Annotated in this window: 15 protein-coding genes and 1 other RNA gene; 5 read left to right on the top strand and 11 right to left on the bottom strand. The window is 49.3% G+C overall.

Translation table 11 applies throughout. From position 1 onward, the window contains the following. Position 1 precedes the first annotated feature (1 nt). Positions 2 to 622, bottom strand: a complete 621-nt coding sequence (locus tag HER31_RS12595) for a thiol:disulfide interchange protein DsbA/DsbL (protein ID WP_168660918.1) — start codon at positions 620 to 622, stop codon at positions 2 to 4. Positions 623 to 854: 232 nt separating this feature from the next. Between HER31_RS12595 and HER31_RS12600 the strand changes: the two genes are divergently transcribed. After that, positions 855 to 1,769, top strand: a complete 915-nt coding sequence (locus tag HER31_RS12600) for a LysR family transcriptional regulator (protein ID WP_168660919.1) — start codon at positions 855 to 857, stop codon at positions 1,767 to 1,769. A gap of 210 nt (positions 1,770 to 1,979) precedes the next feature. Here HER31_RS12600 and HER31_RS12605 read toward each other — a convergent pair whose 3' ends face one another. The 8 genes from HER31_RS12605 to HER31_RS12640 all read right to left on the bottom strand — a co-directional run bounded on the left by HER31_RS12605 (position 1,980) and on the right by HER31_RS12640 (position 13,735). Beyond that, entirely contained in the window at positions 1,980 to 3,308 is a 1,329-nt protein-coding gene (locus HER31_RS12605; protein ID WP_168660920.1) for a hypothetical protein, read from the bottom strand. An 858-nt stretch (positions 3,309 to 4,166) separates the two neighbouring features. Further along, positions 4,167 to 7,043 carry an aminomethyl-transferring glycine dehydrogenase gene (gcvP, locus tag HER31_RS12610; protein ID WP_168660921.1) on the bottom strand — a complete coding sequence of 959 codons (2,877 nt, stop codon included), beginning with the start codon at positions 7,041 to 7,043 and terminating at the stop codon, positions 4,167 to 4,169. 131 nt (positions 7,044 to 7,174) lie between these two features. After that, positions 7,175 to 7,561 carry a glycine cleavage system protein GcvH gene (gene gcvH, locus HER31_RS12615; protein WP_168660922.1) on the bottom strand — a complete coding sequence of 129 codons (387 nt, stop codon included), beginning with the start codon at positions 7,559 to 7,561 and terminating at the stop codon, positions 7,175 to 7,177. An 18-nt stretch (positions 7,562 to 7,579) separates the two neighbouring features. Further along, positions 7,580 to 8,674, bottom strand: a complete 1,095-nt coding sequence (gene gcvT, locus HER31_RS12620; RefSeq protein ID WP_168660923.1) for a glycine cleavage system aminomethyltransferase GcvT — start codon at positions 8,672 to 8,674, stop codon at positions 7,580 to 7,582. Between the two features lie 128 nt (positions 8,675 to 8,802). Next, positions 8,803 to 10,005 carry an FAD-dependent monooxygenase gene (locus HER31_RS12625; protein WP_168660924.1) on the bottom strand — a complete coding sequence of 401 codons (1,203 nt, stop codon included), beginning with the start codon at positions 10,003 to 10,005 and terminating at the stop codon, positions 8,803 to 8,805. Between the two features lie 30 nt (positions 10,006 to 10,035). Next, a complete protein-coding gene (gene ubiH, locus HER31_RS12630; RefSeq protein ID WP_238786823.1) occupies positions 10,036 to 11,238 on the bottom strand; it encodes a 2-octaprenyl-6-methoxyphenyl hydroxylase in 1,203 nt (400 codons plus the stop codon). 585 nt (positions 11,239 to 11,823) lie between these two features. Then, positions 11,824 to 13,125: a Xaa-Pro aminopeptidase gene (pepP, locus tag HER31_RS12635; protein ID WP_168660926.1), complete on the bottom strand. Its 1,302-nt coding sequence runs from the start codon at positions 13,123 to 13,125 to the stop codon at positions 11,824 to 11,826. 37 nt (positions 13,126 to 13,162) lie between these two features. Next, positions 13,163 to 13,735, bottom strand: a complete 573-nt coding sequence (locus tag HER31_RS12640; protein WP_168660927.1) for a UPF0149 family protein — start codon at positions 13,733 to 13,735, stop codon at positions 13,163 to 13,165. Between the two features lie 129 nt (positions 13,736 to 13,864). Here HER31_RS12640 and HER31_RS12645 point away from each other — a divergent pair, with 129 nt between their 5' ends. From HER31_RS12645 to HER31_RS12655, 3 genes are all read left to right on the top strand, one after another. Beyond that, a complete protein-coding gene (locus tag HER31_RS12645) occupies positions 13,865 to 14,194 on the top strand; it encodes a cell division protein ZapA (RefSeq protein ID WP_168660928.1) in 330 nt (109 codons plus the stop codon). A gap of 58 nt (positions 14,195 to 14,252) precedes the next feature. Next, positions 14,253 to 14,432: non-coding RNA, 6S RNA (ssrS, locus tag HER31_RS12650), on the top strand. A 186-nt stretch (positions 14,433 to 14,618) separates the two neighbouring features. Continuing rightward, positions 14,619 to 17,102 carry a bifunctional diguanylate cyclase/phosphodiesterase gene (locus HER31_RS12655; protein WP_168660929.1) on the top strand — a complete coding sequence of 828 codons (2,484 nt, stop codon included), beginning with the start codon at positions 14,619 to 14,621 and terminating at the stop codon, positions 17,100 to 17,102. An 11-nt stretch (positions 17,103 to 17,113) separates the two neighbouring features. On the opposite strand, the gene HER31_RS12660 is transcribed toward HER31_RS12655, so the two are convergent. Then, on the bottom strand, positions 17,114 to 17,440 hold the full coding sequence (locus tag HER31_RS12660) for a YkvA family protein (RefSeq protein WP_168660930.1): 327 nt from the start codon (positions 17,438 to 17,440) through the stop codon (positions 17,114 to 17,116). A gap of 158 nt (positions 17,441 to 17,598) precedes the next feature. Between HER31_RS12660 and HER31_RS12665 the strand changes: the two genes are divergently transcribed. After that, positions 17,599 to 18,192, top strand: a complete 594-nt coding sequence (locus HER31_RS12665) for a 5-formyltetrahydrofolate cyclo-ligase (RefSeq protein ID WP_168660931.1) — start codon at positions 17,599 to 17,601, stop codon at positions 18,190 to 18,192. Positions 18,193 to 18,205: 13 nt separating this feature from the next. On the opposite strand, the gene HER31_RS12670 is transcribed toward HER31_RS12665, so the two are convergent. Then, positions 18,206 to 19,048, bottom strand: coding sequence for a DUF2797 domain-containing protein (locus HER31_RS12670; RefSeq protein WP_168660932.1), 843 nt, complete (start codon positions 19,046 to 19,048; stop codon positions 18,206 to 18,208). Positions 19,049 to 19,346 lie beyond the last annotated feature (298 nt).

Here is a 19,346-nt window from a genome sequence, read left to right on the forward strand (position 1 = left end):
CTTACTTTTTCAGCAGTTCAGCGGTCAATTCATCCAGCATGGTCATGGAACGAATTGACGAGGTGTTGATCAGGTATTTGCCGTTGACAACAATCGCTGGGATCCCTTTAACCTTGGCAACATCAACCCCTTGGTCCCACTCAGTCAGGGTCGCTTTCACTTCTGCAGTGCCCACTTTGGCATCGTAATCAGCGCGGGAAATACCAGCTGCCTTTAATCCAAACTCGGTGGTTTCTTCGCTGGAGGAGAACTTAATTTTGTCGTCGTGAATATGCTTGTAATAAGCCATTTTGGCTTTTTTGTATTGCTTATCACCAATTGCTTTGGCAACCGCTAATACCGATGCCTTCTCTAATCCAAATGGTGGTTTAGTGGTGATGTGATAAGAATCATATTCAACCCCAGCTGGAAGGTTCTTAATATAGTTAGGGATTACTGCTTTCTCATACTTGTAGCAGAATGGGCAGTTGGTTGAATAAACCTTGACGACTTTGTTGGGGGAGTTAAAGGCCGCATCACCTAATTTTACGTAGTGAGTTCCCTCTTCATAAGTTGCTGCACCAGCAAAAGCAGATAGTGTTAACGCGATAGTAGTAACAGCAGTAGTGAATACTTTTTTCATAGCGGTAGTCTCAGTAGCTATATGGATAACAATGAGCACATGCTAGATCTATCCTTGCGAGCAATTAACCGAACAAAAGCGGTGTTTACGTTGCGAAAAACGCAGCAATAAATCGGCATCAGATCACAGAAAAATTTCTAACCGGAAGAATTCACTTCAACATTGAGACGTATGTCGCAATCGTTATTCGAGATAAAAAGTATTTTTCAGAAAACTCTTGGATGAATTAAATATGTCTATTCAAAATATTAGAACGTTTACGTTAATTGCTCAGACAAAGTGTCTAAGCCATGCGGCGGAGATAATGGACTGCAATACCAGCACCATTACTCGAAGGCTGCAGGCGCTAGAACAGGAGTGCGAAGCGTTGCTGGTATCGCGAAGAGGCAAAAAGATTGAGTTAACCGCTCAGGGGATTGCGTTTCTTCCCAAGGCTCATAACTTACTGAGTCAATATGAAGCCGCGATAGAGTCGGTTAGCAGCCAGCATAAAGAGATAGCTGGTGAAGTTGTTATTGGTGCCCACCAGCCGATGGCCACCCTACTAACCGAGCTGGTGTTAACTCAATTGATGAGCAAATATCCGAAGCTGAAGTTACGCTTGGTATCTATCCCACCACGCTATATGTCGAAGATGGAAGGTTGTGATTTTACCATCTCACCAATTATCCCTAGTGATGAGACCCTAATTGCTAAGCCGCTATATAAAAGCGATAAGTACTTCGTCGCCAGTAATGAGTACCTAGCCAAGCATGGGCATCCACAATCGCCCGCTGAACTTGCTAACCATCAGGTTATTACCTCTGGCTACCACATCGGCAATGAAGCGGTGTGGCATTGGCATACCCGCAATGGGGACGACGGTAGTGTAGTGGTTAACCCCCGTATCAACACCGATTCAATTCAAGTCAGTGCACAATGGATGCTGGCCGGTTTTGGGATTACACGCTTGCCACAAATTACCATTTCACGTTTGCCTAAAGATCAGTTTCAGATCCTATTCAACGGCGACATCTATGACACCCTTAACCTGTATGCAGTCATTAGCTCGCGCCACTATGTCCACAATCGCACCAAACTGCTGATCAATGAAATTCAACAAGCGCTAAAAGGCGCCCGAGAAAAAGTAGCCACCCACGATGGCTAATCCTAACCTCACGGTTTTCCTTCGTTCAGTTACAAAAGGAACATAACCGCGGCACCGGAGTCTTGGGGTAGGGCTACCGTTGCAACAAAAAAGCGAGCACCTTAGGGCACTCGCTTTTATGATTATTTCGCTTTAAAAAATGGCAGTTTTAACAGAACGAAATAATGGTGTTTTAGTATCTGCTTACTCCAACATTCGTTACCGGATTGGTTAGCCTTCATTTGATGACAATACAAATTCATGCTCAGTGATAGTTACGCTACCACCAGTGTTTTGACCTTCATCGTTATAGCGAACAAAAAAGTTACCTAGCGTTCCATCTTCGCCCCAAGTTGAAGAAACGAAATAGTCATTGTAGTCACTGATTTTATCTAATTCACCGTTTCGAGGAACCCAGCTGTTGTCCTTGCGCACATATGCTTTCACAAGCATTTCGCCCTCTTCACCCCTATAGCCATGGAACTTCAAATTGGTATTCTCGAAGAAGCCCCCCCCATTTCCCACGCCCGACTCTTGAGTTACATAAATAGATAAGGTGGGAAATGTGCTATCTCCACTGTCTCTAGTAATCAATGCATCAAATTCAACATTATATGCACCTAGCTTTTTGTTGATAGAAACAGGAGTATAGGAGTACGCTTCCGTTCCTTCTCTTACATACTCAATATCATAAGTTACAGCACCGCTCAGGACATCTACAGAGTAATTAGACAAGCCAGCTGATGTTAGTTTGTTGTCAGCCATTACCGGTTCGGCTGGACTCACTTCAATCGGATCATTCCTAAAACCAGGCTTAACAATTACCGAGCCATCTTCGTTGATTATGATTGGTACATGGCTATGTGTATCAGATGCAGTAGAAATACTGCTAGCACCATAGTGGCCATGCTTTTCCGACTCAACTTCCAAGAATGATTCAGACTCTTTGGTATACATAACAAAGTCATTACGATTTACTTTATTCAAAGTCTTAGACTCTTGAGAAGTCATATTTATATTGTTCAGTCTTGCTTCCGAAACATCTTCGTTATCAACAACTGTTACCAGCGCCCAATCCTCGTTCTTGGCAATTAGCTCTACGGAAGCATCTTCTGCACCGATAAAGGCACTGCCAGACAAGGTATAATAAGGTGCTTCGTCTACGCCCTCTAGTTCAGGGTGACTCAAAGTAAATGTCACCGGACCAGTGACGTTACCAGATTGAACGGTTTCAGTTAGAGTGATGTCTTTATGTACCAGAGATTCACCATTGTGCTCAATAGTCAAGGTATAACCATCATTACAATAACGGAGGTCGAACGGAACGGCGTCACTCGCTTCAGAAGGAGTCGTTTTCGAAATATCCAAAGTACAGTCAGAAATTGGCTCAACACCTTCTTCAGAACTTATTACCATTGGCGTAGTGGTAAGCTCTCCGTAGATCGAACTTACATCAACCGAAACATTTCTAGTATATGTCGAGCTACCTGAGTCACTATCATCACAAGCAGAAATAACCAATGTAGTTGCGATTACTAAAGCAATTTTAGAGTACTTCATAGTTTACCTTGAATAAGTAAAACGCAAGTTTCAGCTTGCGAAAATGGATTAGTTAATTTTCAGGGTTCTTCGGCGAAGAACATTAGGCTGTTGCTGCTGAAAAATTTGCCATAGAATTTCTTAATTTCAGCCCTTATTGCACTGCATCGTCGATGCCTTGTTCATCTATTAAAGAAAAACAATCCATTGTTATGCGGTATTCCGTTACGTTGGTTCGCCCCCTTGAATGCCACCAGTCGAACCAGTCAGTCTGAAGCCCTACACCACCGAATGTTCGAGGTTCGTTATCTGTTTGCACTGAGCGCATTATCGTCATTTTGAACAACCTGTAAACAATAAAGAATTACCATTTATTATTTAATGTGACCAATGCCTCATCGAAGCAGCCAGTTGATGCCTCTGAGTACCCCATTACACGCACAAAAAAAGTTTATTTATAGGGGTTAAAACTTAACTGTGTAACAGTTAGGTGTTGAGGTTCACATCAAGCCTTAGGCTCAACAAATTGCAATACTATTAATGGTTTATGTCGCGGTGGCGACGGCACATTCTTGTATGCATTAGGGGGGGGGGAGCTCCGCCTCCTTTGGAATCCCCCTTTGCCTTAGGTCGCAGTCCAAAATGCTTCGTTGAGCTGCTCCAATGCGGCAGAAATCGATAAAGGCGTTTATCTTGATGATGCAAACCATGGAAGTGCGCTAAGCCACACCATTGACAATGCCAGTCAGAAAACTGACTGGCATTAGTAATAAGGATTGCTCCACGCTGCGCCCCGAAGCCACCAATAAAAAGAGACCCTGCTAGGGTCTCTTTTTAGCTAGCAGTAAAGCTAGCTATCAAGCGGCAACCTTCTTACCCTTAATCTTGATACGCTTCCATAGGCACACAGGCGCAGAACAGGTTGCGGTCGCCGAACACATCGTCGATGCGATTTACCGTTGGCCAAAACTTGTTGTCGCGAGTCGCCGCAGTCGGATATACCGCCAACTCGCGGCTGTATGGACGCGCATCAAAGCTCGGATCTACGATATCGTCCAAGGTGTGCGGAGCGTTGTGCAGCGGATTATTGTCCGCCGGCCATTCACCACGCCCCACCTTATCGGCTTCAGCACGGATCATCGCCATAGCCTCAATAAAGCGGTCTAACTCCAGCTTAGACTCCGACTCCGTTGGCTCAACCATCAGCGTACCCGCTACTGGGAAACTCATGGTAGGTGCATGGAAACCGTAGTCGTTCAGACGCTTGGCTATGTCCATCTCAGTGACGCCTGTGGCTTCTTTAAGTGGACGAAGGTCAATGATGCACTCGTGCGCTACACGGTTATTACGGCCGGTGTAGAGCACCGGGTAATGCTTCCCCAGCTCCTGCGCCAAGTAGTTGCCATTAAGCATTGCGACCTGAGTTGATTCGGTTAACCCACGATTGCCCAACATTACCGTATACATCCAGCTGATAGGCAAGATCGAAGCCGAGCCATATTGCGCAGCAGATACGGCACCGTTGTTTTCACTGGCTACACCGGTTTTAACCACCGAGTGGCCAGCCACAAATGGCGCTAAGTGTGCTTTTACACCGATTGGGCCCATGCCTGGACCGCCGCCACCATGGGGGATTGCGAAGGTTTTGTGCAGGTTTAGGTGCGATACATCAGAACCGATAAAGCCCGGTGAGGTCACCCCAACCTGAGCGTTCATGTTGGCACCATCCATGTAGACCTGACCACCGTGCTGATGAATCAAATCGCAGATCTCACGGATCTGTTCTTCATACACACCATGGGTAGATGGATAGGTCGCCATGATGCACGACAAGTTGTCGCTGTGCTCTGCTGCCTTAGCCTGCAAGTCTGCCATATCAACGTTGCCAGATTCATCACAGGCGACCACGACCACTTTGAGGCTGGTCAACATCGCTGATGCCGGGTTGGTACCGTGGGCCGAGCTTGGAATCAGGCAGATGTCACGATGACCTTGACCAATAGAGGCTTGGTATTTCTTAATTGCGAGCAAGCCTGCGTATTCGCCTTGAGCGCCAGAATTGGGCTGCATGCACATGGCGTCGTAACCGGTGATGCTCACCAAGTACTCTGCCAAACTGTCGACCATCTCTTTGTAGCCTTGGGCTTGAGTCTGCGGACAGAACGGGTGCATGTTGGCAAACTCAGGCCAGCTGACTGGCATCATCTCGGCGGTCGCATTGAGCTTCATGGTGCAAGAGCCCAATGAGATCATAGAGTGGTTCAAGGCCAAGTCTTTGCCTTCGAGCTTGCGGATGTAACGCAGCATCTCCGTCTCGCTGTGGTAGCGATTAAACACCGCATGTTGCAGGAACTCGGTATCACGTTCAGGGAAGGCGGGGGTACTCAGTTGAGCATCAATATCATCAACGCTGAGACCGTGGCCATCGCCCAACAATACGTCCCATAATAGTGCCGCATCGGCAGCCTTATGGGTTTCATCCAAGCTGATGCCAACGCTACCTGCAATATCGGTACGCAGGTTGATGCCAGCTGCGTCAGCGCGTGCTTGCACCGCTACCGCATCGCTCACCGGCACCGTTAAGGTATCAAACCAGTTGCTGTTACTTGGCGCTAACCCTTTGGCAGCAAGCCCAGTCGCTACCACGGTGGTTAACCGCTGAATGCGCTCTGCAATTGCCTTAAGCCCTGCTGGACCGTGGTAGACCGCGTAGAACGACGCCATATTGGCCAATAACACCTGAGCGGTACAGATGTTGGAGTTGGCCTTTTCACGGCGGATATGTTGCTCACGGGTTTGCATTGCCATCCGCAACGCTGGCTTGCCACGGGTGTCTTTCGAGACACCAATAATGCGCCCTGGCATCGAACGTTTGTAGGCATCACGTGTAGCAAAGAAGGCCGCATGTGGACCGCCATAGCCCATTGGCACGCCAAAACGTTGGGCCGAGCCAAACACCACGTCAGCGCCCCACTGTGATGGAGCCTGTAGACGTGTCAGTGCCATTAGATCGGTGGCAACACAGACCAAGCCTTTTTTAGCGTGAATGGCGTCAGTAAGCTCTTGGTACGTTTCAATAGCACCAAACTGATTTGGGTATTGCAGCAGGATCCCAAACACATCGTGTTTGGCAGCGTCTGCAGCGGCACCAACAACAATCTCTAATCCCAGCTGTTCAGCACGGGTTTGCACCACATCTAAGGTGTGCGGGAAGACGTCATCGGCGACAAAGAACAGATCCGATTTCTTGTTTTTAGAGGTTCGTTTGGCTAGCGCCATCGCTTCCGCAGCGGCAGTTGCTTCATCTAACAGCGAAGCCGAAGCCAGCGCCATTCCGGTAAGATCCATCGACAACTGCTGGAAGTTTAGAATCGCTTCCAAACGGCCTTGGGCGATCTCTGGCTGGTATGGGGTGTAAGCAGTATACCAACCCGGATTTTCCAATACGTTACGCTGAATAACATGCGGTACACGGGTACCGTAGTAACCCATGCCAATGAAGTTATTACGCACTTCATTCTTGTCGGCCATCGCCCGCAAACGGGCTAAAGCATCCACTTCTGCCATCGGCTCACCCACACTCATCTCGGTGGTTAAGCGAATATCTTCAGGAACAATTTGGGCGGTAAGATCGTCGAGGCTATCAGCACCAATGGCGGCCAGCATCTGCTGTTGTTCAGTGGCATCCGGGCCAATATGACGGCCAATAAATTCAGCGCTGCGATCCAATTGCTTAAGAGTGCGGGGCGTACTCATTACGGGCAGGTCCTTTAAAAACAAGTAGGGTAGTAATACCAATCTGCACCAATATTCGATCAGTGAATAAAATACTTAGATTGATATACGACAAAGCCCCTCTGTGGGGGCTTTCATCTGTGGGGTGTTAATCAGTCTTCGATCGACGCTAAATAGGCTTCGCCATCCAACAAGTTATCCAACTCAGCGGCGTCGCTCACTTCCACTTTAAACAACCAACCGTCACCGTATGGGTCACTGTTGACGGTTTCTGGTGCGTCTTCTAGCTCTTCATTAACAGCAACTACGGTACCGGTAAGAGGTGCGTATACATCAGACGCGGCCTTCACCGATTCTGCTACCGCACAATCTTCACCAGCATCAACGGTATCGCCCACTTCAGGCAACTCAACAAACACCATGTCACCCAGCAGCTCTTGGGCGTGCTCAGAGATCCCAACGGTGTAGACGCCATCACCTTCTGGGCGAACCCATTCGTGGCTGGCGGCAAATTTCAATTCAGATGGAATGTTGCTCATGATCTTCGTTTCCTTTAACTAGAATGCTTTCTTGCCGTTACGGACAAAACACGGCTTCACAACGTCAACAACGACGCGCTTTTTACGAATACCCACCTCGACTTGACCCGCTACCGCGAACGGTACTCGAGCCATAGCCACGGCGTGGCCTAAAGTTGGCGAAAAGGTGCCAGAGGTGATGATCCCCTCCTGCTCATTGCCCTCAGCGTCTTTGACATAGACCGGCATACCGGCGCGCAATACGCCTTTTTCGGTTAGTACCAAACCGATCAACTTGGCGGTACCTGCTGCTTTTTGCTGCAGCAGCGCTTCACGACCAATGAACTCACGTTCACTTGGCTCCCACGCAATGGTCCAACCCATGTTGGCAGCCAGTGGGCTTACGGTCTCATCCATATCTTGACCGTACAGATTCATACCGGCTTCCAAGCGCAGGGTATCGCGAGCGCCCAAGCCTGCGGGCTTCACCCCAACGGCTAATAACTGTTGCCATAGCGATGCAGCTTGTTCATTGGGAACGATGATCTCGTACCCAGCTTCGCCGGTGTAGCCGGTAGTCGCGATAAACAACTCACCAGCCTGAATCCCAAAGAATGGTTTCATGCCTGCAACCGCAGCGTTTTGTTCGGCATCGAACACCTGCGCGGCTTTCGCTTTCGCGTTAGGGCCTTGTACGGCGATCATGGCAAGATCGGTTTGCTCAGTCAGGGTAACGTCGAACGCTTCCGCCTGTTGATTAAGCCAATCGAGATCTTTAACACGGGTAGCGGAATTCACCACGACGCGATAGAAGGTGTCAGACAGGTAGTAAGTGATGAGGTCATCAATCACCCCACCATCTTGATTAAGCATGCCACCGTAAAGGGCTTTACCTGGGGTGGTTAGCTTGGCGACGTCATTGGCCAATACGCGCCGAAGAAAATCGCCGGCATCAGCGCCATTGATGTCGACAACGGTCATGTGGGACACATCAAACATACCGGCGTCAGTGCGCACAACGTGATGTTCATCCAGCTGCGATCCATAATGCAGCGGCATGTCCCAGCCGTGAAAGTCGACCATCTTGGCATTAGAGGTAAGGTGTTGCTCAAACAGAACGGTTTTGCTGGCCATATCGATTCCTTGGATAACTGGCACGGCGATTTGGGTCTGACTGCAAATGCGGCCTAGATCACATCGCACTTTTGCGGCGCATTATACCTATCGCGCCGCTGCTGTATACACTTGCTACTATGGTTAATTTACAACCGATTGTTATTTGTTGCTGACAGCCCAAGTGCATGGGACAGCAACTGATTTTTTACGCTACCGGCTTTATCGACTAGGTTCATACCAAGTCCGCGTACCATCTGCTTTAGCGGGTTAGTGCCAGCAAACAACCAGCGGAATCCGTCCATCGCTACCAACATCTCTTGCGCTGCGGCTTGGCGTCGTCGTTCGTAACGCTTTAACAGTCTTTCCGCGCCAATGTCCCAATCACTGCCTTTGGCCTCGCTCAGTAACTGCACCATAGCGATGCTGTCACCGAAACCAAGATTCACTCCCTGCCCCGCCAATGGGTGAATGGTATGGGCTGCATCGCCCATCAATGCGATGCGTGGCCGGACAAAATCTCGGGCGTAGCGCATCATTAATGGGAATACTGGCCGAGCCGACTCAACTTGAATGTGACCTAGGCGCGATTCTGTAGCAACGCTGATGGCCAAATTAAACTCATCAGCCGTTAACTGCGCCCGTTGCTCAGCCTGCGCTGGTGATTGTGACCACACAATGGAGCAGAGGTTCGGATCATTGAGCGGCAACAATGCCAGCGGCCCATCCGGTAGGAACACCTGCCGCGCTACCCCACCGTGAGGCTGTTGAGTGCGCACCGTGCCTACCAGCGCATGGTGGCCATAATCGCGGAAACTCAGCGGGATCTGACATTGCTGGCGCAACCATGAATTGGCGCCATCAGCGGCCAATACCAACTGAGCAGTGAGCATGGTGCCGTTATCTAAGTTCAGCCACGCATCGCGTTCACTGACCGCAACGCCCTGCGGGGTCGCGACAAACAACTTAATGCCTTTGGTTTGCTCAGCCCGCTGCCACAGGGCATAAGCCAAGGTATCGTTTTCGACGATATGACCCAGATCCGGTTGCGCCAGATCCTCCGCATGAAACTCGATACCGGCGAGGTTGTCTTTATCCCACACCTGCATGCCGTTGTACGGGCTGAGCCGTTCCTTAGGCAACAACTGCCACGCCCCCAGCTCTCGCAACCACTGCTCACTGGCGCGATTGATCGCAGACACACGTAAACGCGGTTCACCGCTAACCGGCTGCGCTGCTGCACGGTCAACAATGCCAACCTGAAAGCCCGCATTGGCGAGGCCGATGGCCGTTGCCATACCAACCATGCCACCGCCAACAATGGCGATGTCTACGGATTCGGTGGTTACCATATCTTTATTCTCCTACACCCAGCGCTATAGCTAAGTGCGCTTGCGGCTCCAGCCCATCGCTTGATGAGCCAGCTGCCGCTTCCATGTTGGGCTCAACGCCATCGACAACAGGCCGCAATTGCGTCCCAACGCCATCAATCGCGATGAATTCGAAAACAGTTTTACTAAGCCGTCGGTCAATCCGGTGACCCGTGAACGGTCATCCTCACGGCTATCAGCGTAGGCTTGCACTATCGCATAGTCGCCAGGATCTTGTTGACGCTGCAGGGCAACATCAAGTTGCTCCACCAGCGTGGCCACATCGCGTAAACCAAGGTTAAAGCCTTGCCCAGCAATCGGATGCACGGTTTGGGCCGCGTTACCAATCAGTACACTGCGGTGGTGATGCACCCGCTCTGCTTTGCACAAGGCCAGTGGGTAGCTAGCGCGAGCGCCAACTTTTTCTATCAATCCCAGCCGCTGCCCAAACGCCTGCTGCAGTTCCAGTTTAAAGGCTTGTTCGTCCAACGCTAAACGGCGTTGCGCCTCATCATCGCTTTGTACCCATACAAGTGAATAACGGCCGTCACTCATTGGCAGCAGAGCCAATGGGCCTTCACTGGTAAAACGCTCGTAAGCGGTTACGCCATGTTCGGCACAGCTGATGTTAGCGATAACGGCTGTTTGTTGATAAGGCTGACGCTCTAAATCGATATTAAGACGCTGCCGCACCTGTGACATGGTGCCATCGGCACCGACAACCAACTTGGCATTAAGCTGTTGGCCGTCGTTAAGGGTAAGTTCCACCTGATGCTGACGCTGAGTTAATGCAGTTAAAGCATTAGGACAATACAACTCAACGGTAGATTCTGTTAAGCGTTGCCACAGGGCTGGGCCAGTTCGCTCCAACTCAACCACATGGCCAAGACTGTCGACATCATATTCCGCCGCTGTCATCGCAACGCCACCGAAGTGGCCACGATCGGAAACTTCAATACGCTCGATAGTGGCGGCATTGGCGGCAATGGCAGACCATAGCTGCAACCCTTTAAGGGTATCGACCGACCCTGCTGCTAATGCAATAGCGCGGCTGTCATAGCCAGGGTGGCGAGTGCCATTAACTTCGTTGGCTTCAATTAACGCTACTTGGTAGCGTTCGCCATTGGGGCCTTTTAGCTGTGCCAATGACAGCGCTAAGCATGCCCCGGCCATGGCGCCACCAACAATGGCAATGTCGACCTGTTTTGTGGTCAAAAAGGCTTCCCCTAATCCTGCGCCTATCGATACTATCGCTACCCGAGCCCCTTTCCTGACGGTAAAGTTAAGCTCTGTCGCAGCGGCAGCAATCCATCTTGTTGAGCGATTGTGTTCACAATAGGGAAAGAACTCAAGTGAAGAGTCACAGGTGAGTGAGAACATTTGAAGCCATCACCGCTTAACTCCACCGTTGTGCATGAGTTGATAAGGGTTAACGCTGTTGAACCTAAGCGATAAAAAAAGCTGTGTCGTAGTTAAGTGTTGAGGTTTATATCAAGCCTTCGGCTCTGCCGATTTCGGTGTTTTTAGGGGACGATGTCGCGGTGGCGACGGCACATTCTTGTATGCATTAGGGGGGAGCTTCGCCCCTTTACCTCAGGTCGCAGCCCAAAACGTTTCGCTGGACTGCCCCAATGGGCCAGAAGAACAATATGGTAGTAGTGCGTTACCCCTTGTCTCGGGACTCGCCTAACCGGTGCATTAACAGCATTGGAAAGAACAACACTTAGTTGCTACGCAGCCTAAAAAAAGCGAAACCGCATCGCTGCGGTTTCGCTTCTAACAACACTAACTTGGTGACGTTCAACCAGCCATAAGTGCTTCAATATCGGCAATTTCTTTGACAACCGAAGCGGTCATATTGATGTGGCCGTCGGCAGTAATGGCAATGTTATCTTCGATACGCACTCCAATTCCTTGCCACTTCGGATCAACGTCTGCATCAGGAGCGATATACAGGCCCGGCTCGATGGTCAGCACCATACCTTGCTCCAGTGGCCGGGTACGATCTGCACTGTAGTAGTCACCGACATCATGCACATCCAAGCCCAACCAATGGCCTAGGCCATGCATGTAAAACTTCTTATAGGCTTCGGTTTCGATCAGCTCAGCCACCTCGCCCTGCATAATGCCAAGTTCGACCAAACCGCCAACCATGATCTCCAATACCTTAGCATTGGCTTGTTTAATGGCAACGCCAGGTTTAAGCATCGAAATCGCGGCTTTCTCAGCGTTCAAAACCAAGGTGTACAGTGCTTTTTGCTCGTCGCTAAACTTACCGTTAACTGGGAAGGTACGGGTAATGTCACCAGCGTAACCGCGATATTCAGCACCAGCGTCAATCAATACCAAGTCGCCGCTCTTCAGCTCACACTCGTTTTCGGTGTAATGCAAAATACAGGCGTTTTCACCACCACCAACAATGGTGCCATAGGCCATCTCCAAGGCTCCATTCATGGCGCAGTGGTGTTTGATTTCCGCTTCCAGCTGGTATTCGAACATGCCTGGCTTACACACCTGCATCGCTCGGGTATGGCCTTCAGCAGACAAACGCGCCGCCGTCGCCATCAACTCAAGCTCGGCATCGGATTTGTGCAGCCGTAGTTCGTGCAAAATGGTACGGAGGTCTTGTACCTGAGTCAGCGCTTTAAGGCCCTGACGCTGCCCAACTCGGAGGGTCGCAAGCAGGCTTGCTACCGCTTCATCTTCTCGGCTGGAGAAGCCATTGCGATGCAGCAATACATCAAAGCCGCTTACCAGCAGCGGCAACTCCTTAGCGAGGTCATCAATGCTGTAAGCCGCATCTACCCCTAGGGCATCCGGTGCACGTTCAGCGCCTAAGCGACGGCCGTGCCAGATCTCCATCATCTCGTCACGAGGACGCACAAATATCACCGATTCCGGCGTTTGCCCTTTGCGTAACAGCAACAATGCATCAGGCTCATTAAACCCGGTGAGGTAAAACAGGTCGCTGTCTTGGCGAAAACGATATTCGGTATCGTTAGAGCGGGTTACTTCAGCAGAGCCGTATACCAGAGCTACGGAATTTTCTGGCATCTGCGCCAGCAACTGCTGGCGATGAGAGGCGGCTAGGGCTTGATCCATCAAAGGTGTCCTTCACTAATTAGTTAACGTACAGCGATCAGTGCAGAGTCTTAGACTCCGTATCTTCGTCATCGGCTAGGCCGCGAAACTCACGCAAACATTCCCAAGCGGCAATGCGGGCGTGTTCCACTAAGGCGGCAAAACCCTCTTCATTATCGTCGTTGTCTTCCACTTCCAACTCAACCAAGGTGATGTCGGTTAGATCTTGGATAAGCTCCTGCACCTCCGCGGAGGACTTATCCAGCGCAGGTTGGACCATTACAAGGCCGGTTAGAAAGCTTTGGGTCCAGTTGATAAAGGCTTCAAGACGATCCGTTAGCGGGTCATCTTCCTCCGCCAGTAATGGCGAGAAGCTCAACTCAGGATCGACCAAGCTATTGACCACATCTTGGTACAGCTCTTTCACGATGTTCATCAGCGTATCAGACAATGGTTCACCATCGTTGATCAGTTCCAGTAGTGGCTTTACCCACTGATTGTTTTCGATGGTGACACCGCCACACACAAGGCCGGTTAAAACACCATGGATTTCAGCAGGTAATACCGCTAATTTATCTGCATCCAGTGCGGTTTGCAGTTTACCGAGCAGCAATGGAGAGGTGGATTTCATATCAGAGAAGTTCCGAGGTTAAAAACTGCAGCCATGCTATCATGAGCCACCCGATCGCTCCACCTACTGCCGGTTGCTTAATCGCCTGCTTGTGGGGGAAAATAATTCAATCATAAATTCGGTATTTCAATGAGCACCAACACCACCGACATTTCCGTACTTGGACGTAATTACACCGTCACCTGTCCACCGGAGCAGCGCGAGCATTTGCAGCAGATTGCCGCCGAATTACATCTGCGTTTCGATCAGCTAAAGCAACGGACAGGCACCACTAGCATGGAGCACCTTGCGGTGATGGTGGCATTGAATTTATTGCATGAACAAGACCAGTCCCAGCTAGAACACGCGCAACGACAAATGCAAATGCAAAAACGGTTAAAAGCGCTAGAGGCCTCAATTGAGCAACGTTTGGGCGAACGTATCACAAACCCTAAAAAACCAGTTGAACCGAGCCAATAAGCCTCATAGACTGAAGTTGTCAGTTAGGAAAATGCCTTGCTTTTTCCTACACTGATTAGGCTCCCTGAAGTGTTCGCCAGCGAATAACGTCCCTGGCCGATGCTTTTACCCCCAGGGTGTTCGTAAGGTGCGGCTGCGCATGCTCGGTACGTCCGAGAAGCCGAAAGCATCAAATGGACACCCGCCTTGAATTTTCGGATTCGAGGGCAACCCTTCGCAGCGGCACCGCGGGGAGCTCTTAACATTTCTTGGTTATCACCTAATTCCTCCCTCCTTCGCTTTTTGTAAGAGAAATCTTACTTACTTCATAAGCACTATCTATTTCTGCTTCATCAATAAACCATATCGGAAAAACCTACACTAAGATGTAGTTATACATGGTTATTTTTTAGACTTTTGCTATGCGTTTTAGGTATCGATACTGATGCACTTGTTTAGTGAGAACAATCTCATTCGCGGGGTGAGACTACTGCCGGTATTTGTATTGGTGGTGTTTTTGACTGCATTAATATTTACAGGCTTAGGCGCAAGCAAACGCAAGCTTGACGAGCTTGAGCAAGAGTTGAGCTTTAACCTGCTGGCAGAACAGAAAAGGCTGGTTAAGCTGAAAGTTGATATGACATTTCGGCAACTTGAGTTAGCACAAAGCAAATCGCTAGTTGCTGTTCGAAGCAGTATCCGCGACCGTGTTTATAAAGCTCATACTATCGCTACCGGCATTCACAATGCCAACCCAAACATAACAAAAGTAGAACTAACTCAAAGGATTAACTCTGCACTTCGGGGATTGCGTTTTCACCAAGGCCAGAGTTATTTCTTTATGTTTACAATGGATGGTATCAACCTGCTTGCCCCAGCACACCCCCATTTAGAGGGAACCAATATGCTGGAGTTTCGCGACAACAAGGACATACCGTCCATTAAAAATCACATAGAGCTTATCCGGCAATCAGAGTTGGGCGAGGCCTATTACCAATGGTCGTACACCAAACCAAATGAAACCAAAGAGTCAGAAAAGCTTGGATTTGGCAAATATTTTGCCCCTTTAGATGCTTACATTGGCACTGGTGAATACCTCAGTGATGTCCGCAATGAGGTTCAGCAAGACCTGCTCGAATTGCTCTACTTTGACAATCATGCCGACCAAGATTCAACCTTTGTGCTGAACCATTCAGGAGAGTTCCTAGCGCACTCCGACGACAGTTTAATCGGTACTGTTGCTGACACATTTAGAGAAGAAATAAGCTTTTCCAGCGACTTTAGCCGCAATTCTAAATATTTCATTGCGTATCAGCTTGCTAGTTCGAAACAACCAAATGAATTTGAGTCCCACATTGCTTACGTCCGCCATTTTTCACAATGGAACTGGGTGATCGCCGCCAGCTTTTCTGATAGCAAATTGTGGCAACAAGTTGCAGATGAACTGGCCATAGCTCAACAAAAACACTACTCCACACTCTTTCAAGTCTTTGGCATGTGCTTTTTTATCGGACTGATTGCAATCCTGCCCTGCTTAGTGCTTGCCAGTGCCTTGCAATCTCGCTTGGGCAAATACCGAGCTCAAATCATCCAGGATCTCGAAGAGATCGATCGTCACAAGCACCAATTAAAACATCAAGCTGAGCATGACGCTCTTACCGGTTTAGTCAATCGTTACCGAACTCGCACTGAAATTCAAACCGCCTTAGATCACGCCGCACCTAAGGCTCAATCAATAGCGCTAGTGCGAATAGAAGTTGATAATTTTAAGAAGATAAACGACAGCTATGGTGATGATATTGCCGATAAGCTGCTTCAACATATTGCCATTACTCTGAAAAACAACTTGAAAGATGCAACCACCATCGGCCGCTTTGACAATGACGTGTTCATTGCTTGTATACCGGTCAATAGCCATAAAAGTAAAATTAGACAGCAGCTAAAACAGGTGCTTGAAATTTGTAACCGATCTACCACAATCTATGGCCACCACCTCCATTCCAAGCTATCTGTAGGTGTTGCGCTTTCCCCCAACGATGGCGATGGTGTCGACGAGTTGCTATCCAACGCTGATTTACTGTTAAGTGGCGTTAAAGAACACGGCAATAGTCAAATTTGCTTCTTCGATGACGAGTTAACTAAGCAATTCCAAGAGCAATTATTATTAAAACAAGAGATGCAAAGCGCGCTCGATAAAGGGGAATTTACGGTTCACTTTCAACCGCAGATTAGCGCCAGTAACGGTAATATCAGCGCAGTGGAGGCATTATGCCGTTGGTATAACCCTCGAGTGGGTTTTGTTCAGCCAGATATCTTTATTGATATCGCCGAGAAAAACGGAAAAATTCACCAGATCGGTGAACTAATATTGAGCCAAGCATGTAAGCAGATAGCTTGCATCAACCGCCACTTAGCAGAACCATTGATGTTGTCAGTCAACATCTCGCCGGTGCAATTGTTGCAAGATAACTTCGTTAGCCGCACTGCTGAATTAGTACAGCAATCGGGGATGCCAAATCATCAAATCACCTTAGAGCTAACTGAGAATGTTTTAATTGCAGACTTAAGCACAGTGCGCACCAAGTTAGAACAGCTGAAAGCACTCAAATTCCATATCTCGCTTGACGACTTTGGCACTGGCTATTCATCTCTTCGTTACATCAATAGCCTACCATTCGATGAGATCAAGATAGACCGGTGCTTTATCACGAATATGATGGATGATCAGCACTGCATGAACGTTACCAAGATCGTCATGGCGATGGGTAAATTCAACAACCTGCTGGTAGTTGCTGAAGGGGTTGAAACCATAGAACAGCAACAACAGTTAACCATGATGGGTTGTGATCTGTTACAGGGGTTCCGCTTTGCTAAACCAATGACCTACAAAGAGTTAGTAACTGCTTATTTTCAACAACACGTTAGTTAATACCCGCTTCATTACAACTCATTGTAGATTCGTTCGGCTTCTTCATCGTGTTCAGGCTTGATCACATCATCACTGGCCTTAAGTGCTGCCAACATTACCGCGGCGTCGTCGGTATAGCCCAGCCCGAGCATGAAATCTGGAATGGCATCGAGGGGCATAACCAAATAGGCCAGTGCGCCACCAAGAATCGCTTTAGATGCCGTTGAAGTTTTCGAGTCGGTCATAGCCAAATAACAACTGATCCCCTGCACCGCCACTTGCCGTCCCATCGCGCGAACATTGGTCTTTATTTTGTCCCAGAAGCTATCCGCCGATGGCGCTTCAAAATTGTCTGACATAAGCCCTCACTTGTGCTCTGCGTTCAATCACAATCCATTCCTAAAAATAGTCTAGGCCAGCATCAAGACGAAACAAAATGAGCACTGTTATGCTGGAACTTTGACTCACTTAGTCGCACACTAATAACACGAAAACTCAAAATCACTGAGAGTCGTCGATGCATGCCAGACAACAGTTACGCCAGCAGCTACGTCAAGCTCGACAGAGCCTAGGGCAAGAGTTACAACGAGCCGCCGCCATCAACCTAGCTGCGCACCTGCCCGATCACAGCCTGTTACAGCACGCCAGTCATGTGGCTATCTACCTTGCTGCCGATGGCGAACTTGACCCACACCTGCTGGCGGAAATACTGCACGCCCGGGGGAAAACCCTCGCCTTGCCGATTATCCACCCTTTCCATCGCCAGCAACTGCTTTTTCAACGCTACCAACCGGGAATGCCATTACAGCCCAATCGCTTTGGTATCGATGAACCCAAGTTGGATAAGTCGGCGCTCATTCCGTTGCAAGAACTCGACGTGATATTTATGCCATTAGTGGGTTATGACCTTGGTGGAAATCGTTTGGGCATGGGCGGTGGCTTCTACGACCGTACCTTAGGCGGCTTTACCGAAACACAAAGGCCAACCCTAATTGGGTTGGCCCACGAAGTGCAGCGTGTCCCAGCGCTGCCGGTGCAGCCTTGGGATGTCCCTATTGATGCCGTTGCAACAGCAACCCAGTTAATTCACTGCCGCCAGAGTCACCATTAACGGCTCGAAGCACCTATTGCGGTTTGAAAGCAACGTCATAACCGGTAAATTTACGCAGGTTGATAACGCCAGTATCGAGGATCAGGTACTGGCCTTTTATCCCTTGCAGTACTCCGGTTACCTCTGGGTTCTTATCAAAATTATGCGAGGCGATCTTCACCGGCCATTGCGTCACCGGAAACTGGATCTGAACCTGCATATCGCCTAACCGTTCGATACAGCCTGCACCAAACTGCTGTTCCAACTCCTCCAACCGTGGCTGCACCTCGGCTAGCAAGCGCTGCCCTTCGGCCACCAAATCGATATGTTCGCCATTGCCTTTTAGCATCGCCCGCCAGTTGGTTTTGTCGGCCACATGCTCTGCAATCGCCACCTCGACCAAACCTGATAGCTGGCGACTCGATACCTTTAGCAACGGCAACGCTTCCGTTGCGCCTTGATCTAGCCAGCGGGTTGGGATCTGGGTGTGACGAGTAATACCGACTTTAAGCCCAGATGTATTTGCTAGATAGACGTAGTGCGGCACCATACAGTTGGCTTCGCCCCACTGTGGGTCTCGACAGGTACCTTGAGCGTAGTGGCAGGTTTCCGGCTTCATTATGCACATGTCACACGACGGCAGTTTTTTCATGCAGGGGAAACAGTGCCCTTGCGAGTAGCTTTTGTTGGTTTTACGGCCACAGGCGGTGCAGTTAATGGTACCGCTGTAGATCAATGAGATCGGCTTGCCAATGTGTTCATTCAATGGCACCAACTGATCGCCCAAACGCAGTTGATACTGAGCCGCTTCGGTGGCTTCCACCAATTGCTCTAAAGGGGCCACACTGATGGCCATTTTGGTTAGATTTCCTTGCATAACGCGCTCATTCTCACTGTCTGTTTGGCGAAGTGTAACGTGCTGAAGGTTGCCAACCAACACGCTGACGCTCTGAATCGATACAAAAAAGACCGTGTACCAACTAAGTGTTGCTCTTACCAATACAGTTAAAGCACCGGAAAGGCGAGTGTTGATACAAGGGGAAAGCACTACCACCGTTGATCTTCTGCCGCATTGGAGCAATCCAGCGAAGCGTTTTGGACGGCGACCTAAGGCAAGGGGATTCCAAAGGGGGCGGAGCTCCCTCCTAATGCATACAAGAATGTGCCGTCGCCAC

Source organism: Ferrimonas lipolytica, from assembly GCF_012295575.1.
Lineage (GTDB): Bacteria > Pseudomonadota > Gammaproteobacteria > Enterobacterales > Shewanellaceae > Ferrimonas > Ferrimonas lipolytica.

Bases quoted from the DNA above. Each gene is read 5' to 3' on its own strand.
- HER31_RS12595 (WP_168660918.1), bottom strand. From the start codon at position 622: ATGAAAAAAGTATTCACTACTGCTGTTACTACTATCGCGTTAACACTA.
- HER31_RS12600 (WP_168660919.1), top strand. From the start codon at position 855: ATGTCTATTCAAAATATTAGAACGTTTACGTTAATTGCTCAGACAAAG.
- HER31_RS12605 (WP_168660920.1), bottom strand. From the start codon at position 3,308: ATGAAGTACTCTAAAATTGCTTTAGTAATCGCAACTACATTGGTTATT.
- gcvP (WP_168660921.1), bottom strand. From the start codon at position 7,043: ATGAGTACGCCCCGCACTCTTAAGCAATTGGATCGCAGCGCTGAATTT.
- gcvH (WP_168660922.1), bottom strand. From the start codon at position 7,561: ATGAGCAACATTCCATCTGAATTGAAATTTGCCGCCAGCCACGAATGG.
- gcvT (WP_168660923.1), bottom strand. From the start codon at position 8,674: ATGGCCAGCAAAACCGTTCTGTTTGAGCAACACCTTACCTCTAATGCC.
- HER31_RS12625 (WP_168660924.1), bottom strand. From the start codon at position 10,005: ATGGTAACCACCGAATCCGTAGACATCGCCATTGTTGGCGGTGGCATG.
- pepP (WP_168660926.1), bottom strand. From the start codon at position 13,125: ATGGATCAAGCCCTAGCCGCCTCTCATCGCCAGCAGTTGCTGGCGCAG.
- HER31_RS12640 (WP_168660927.1), bottom strand. From the start codon at position 13,735: ATGAAATCCACCTCTCCATTGCTGCTCGGTAAACTGCAAACCGCACTG.
- HER31_RS12645 (WP_168660928.1), top strand. From the start codon at position 13,865: ATGAGCACCAACACCACCGACATTTCCGTACTTGGACGTAATTACACC.
- HER31_RS12655 (WP_168660929.1), top strand. From the start codon at position 14,619: ATGCACTTGTTTAGTGAGAACAATCTCATTCGCGGGGTGAGACTACTG.
- HER31_RS12660 (WP_168660930.1), bottom strand. From the start codon at position 17,440: ATGTCAGACAATTTTGAAGCGCCATCGGCGGATAGCTTCTGGGACAAA.
- HER31_RS12665 (WP_168660931.1), top strand. From the start codon at position 17,599: ATGCATGCCAGACAACAGTTACGCCAGCAGCTACGTCAAGCTCGACAG.
- HER31_RS12670 (WP_168660932.1), bottom strand. From the start codon at position 19,048: ATGCAAGGAAATCTAACCAAAATGGCCATCAGTGTGGCCCCTTTAGAG.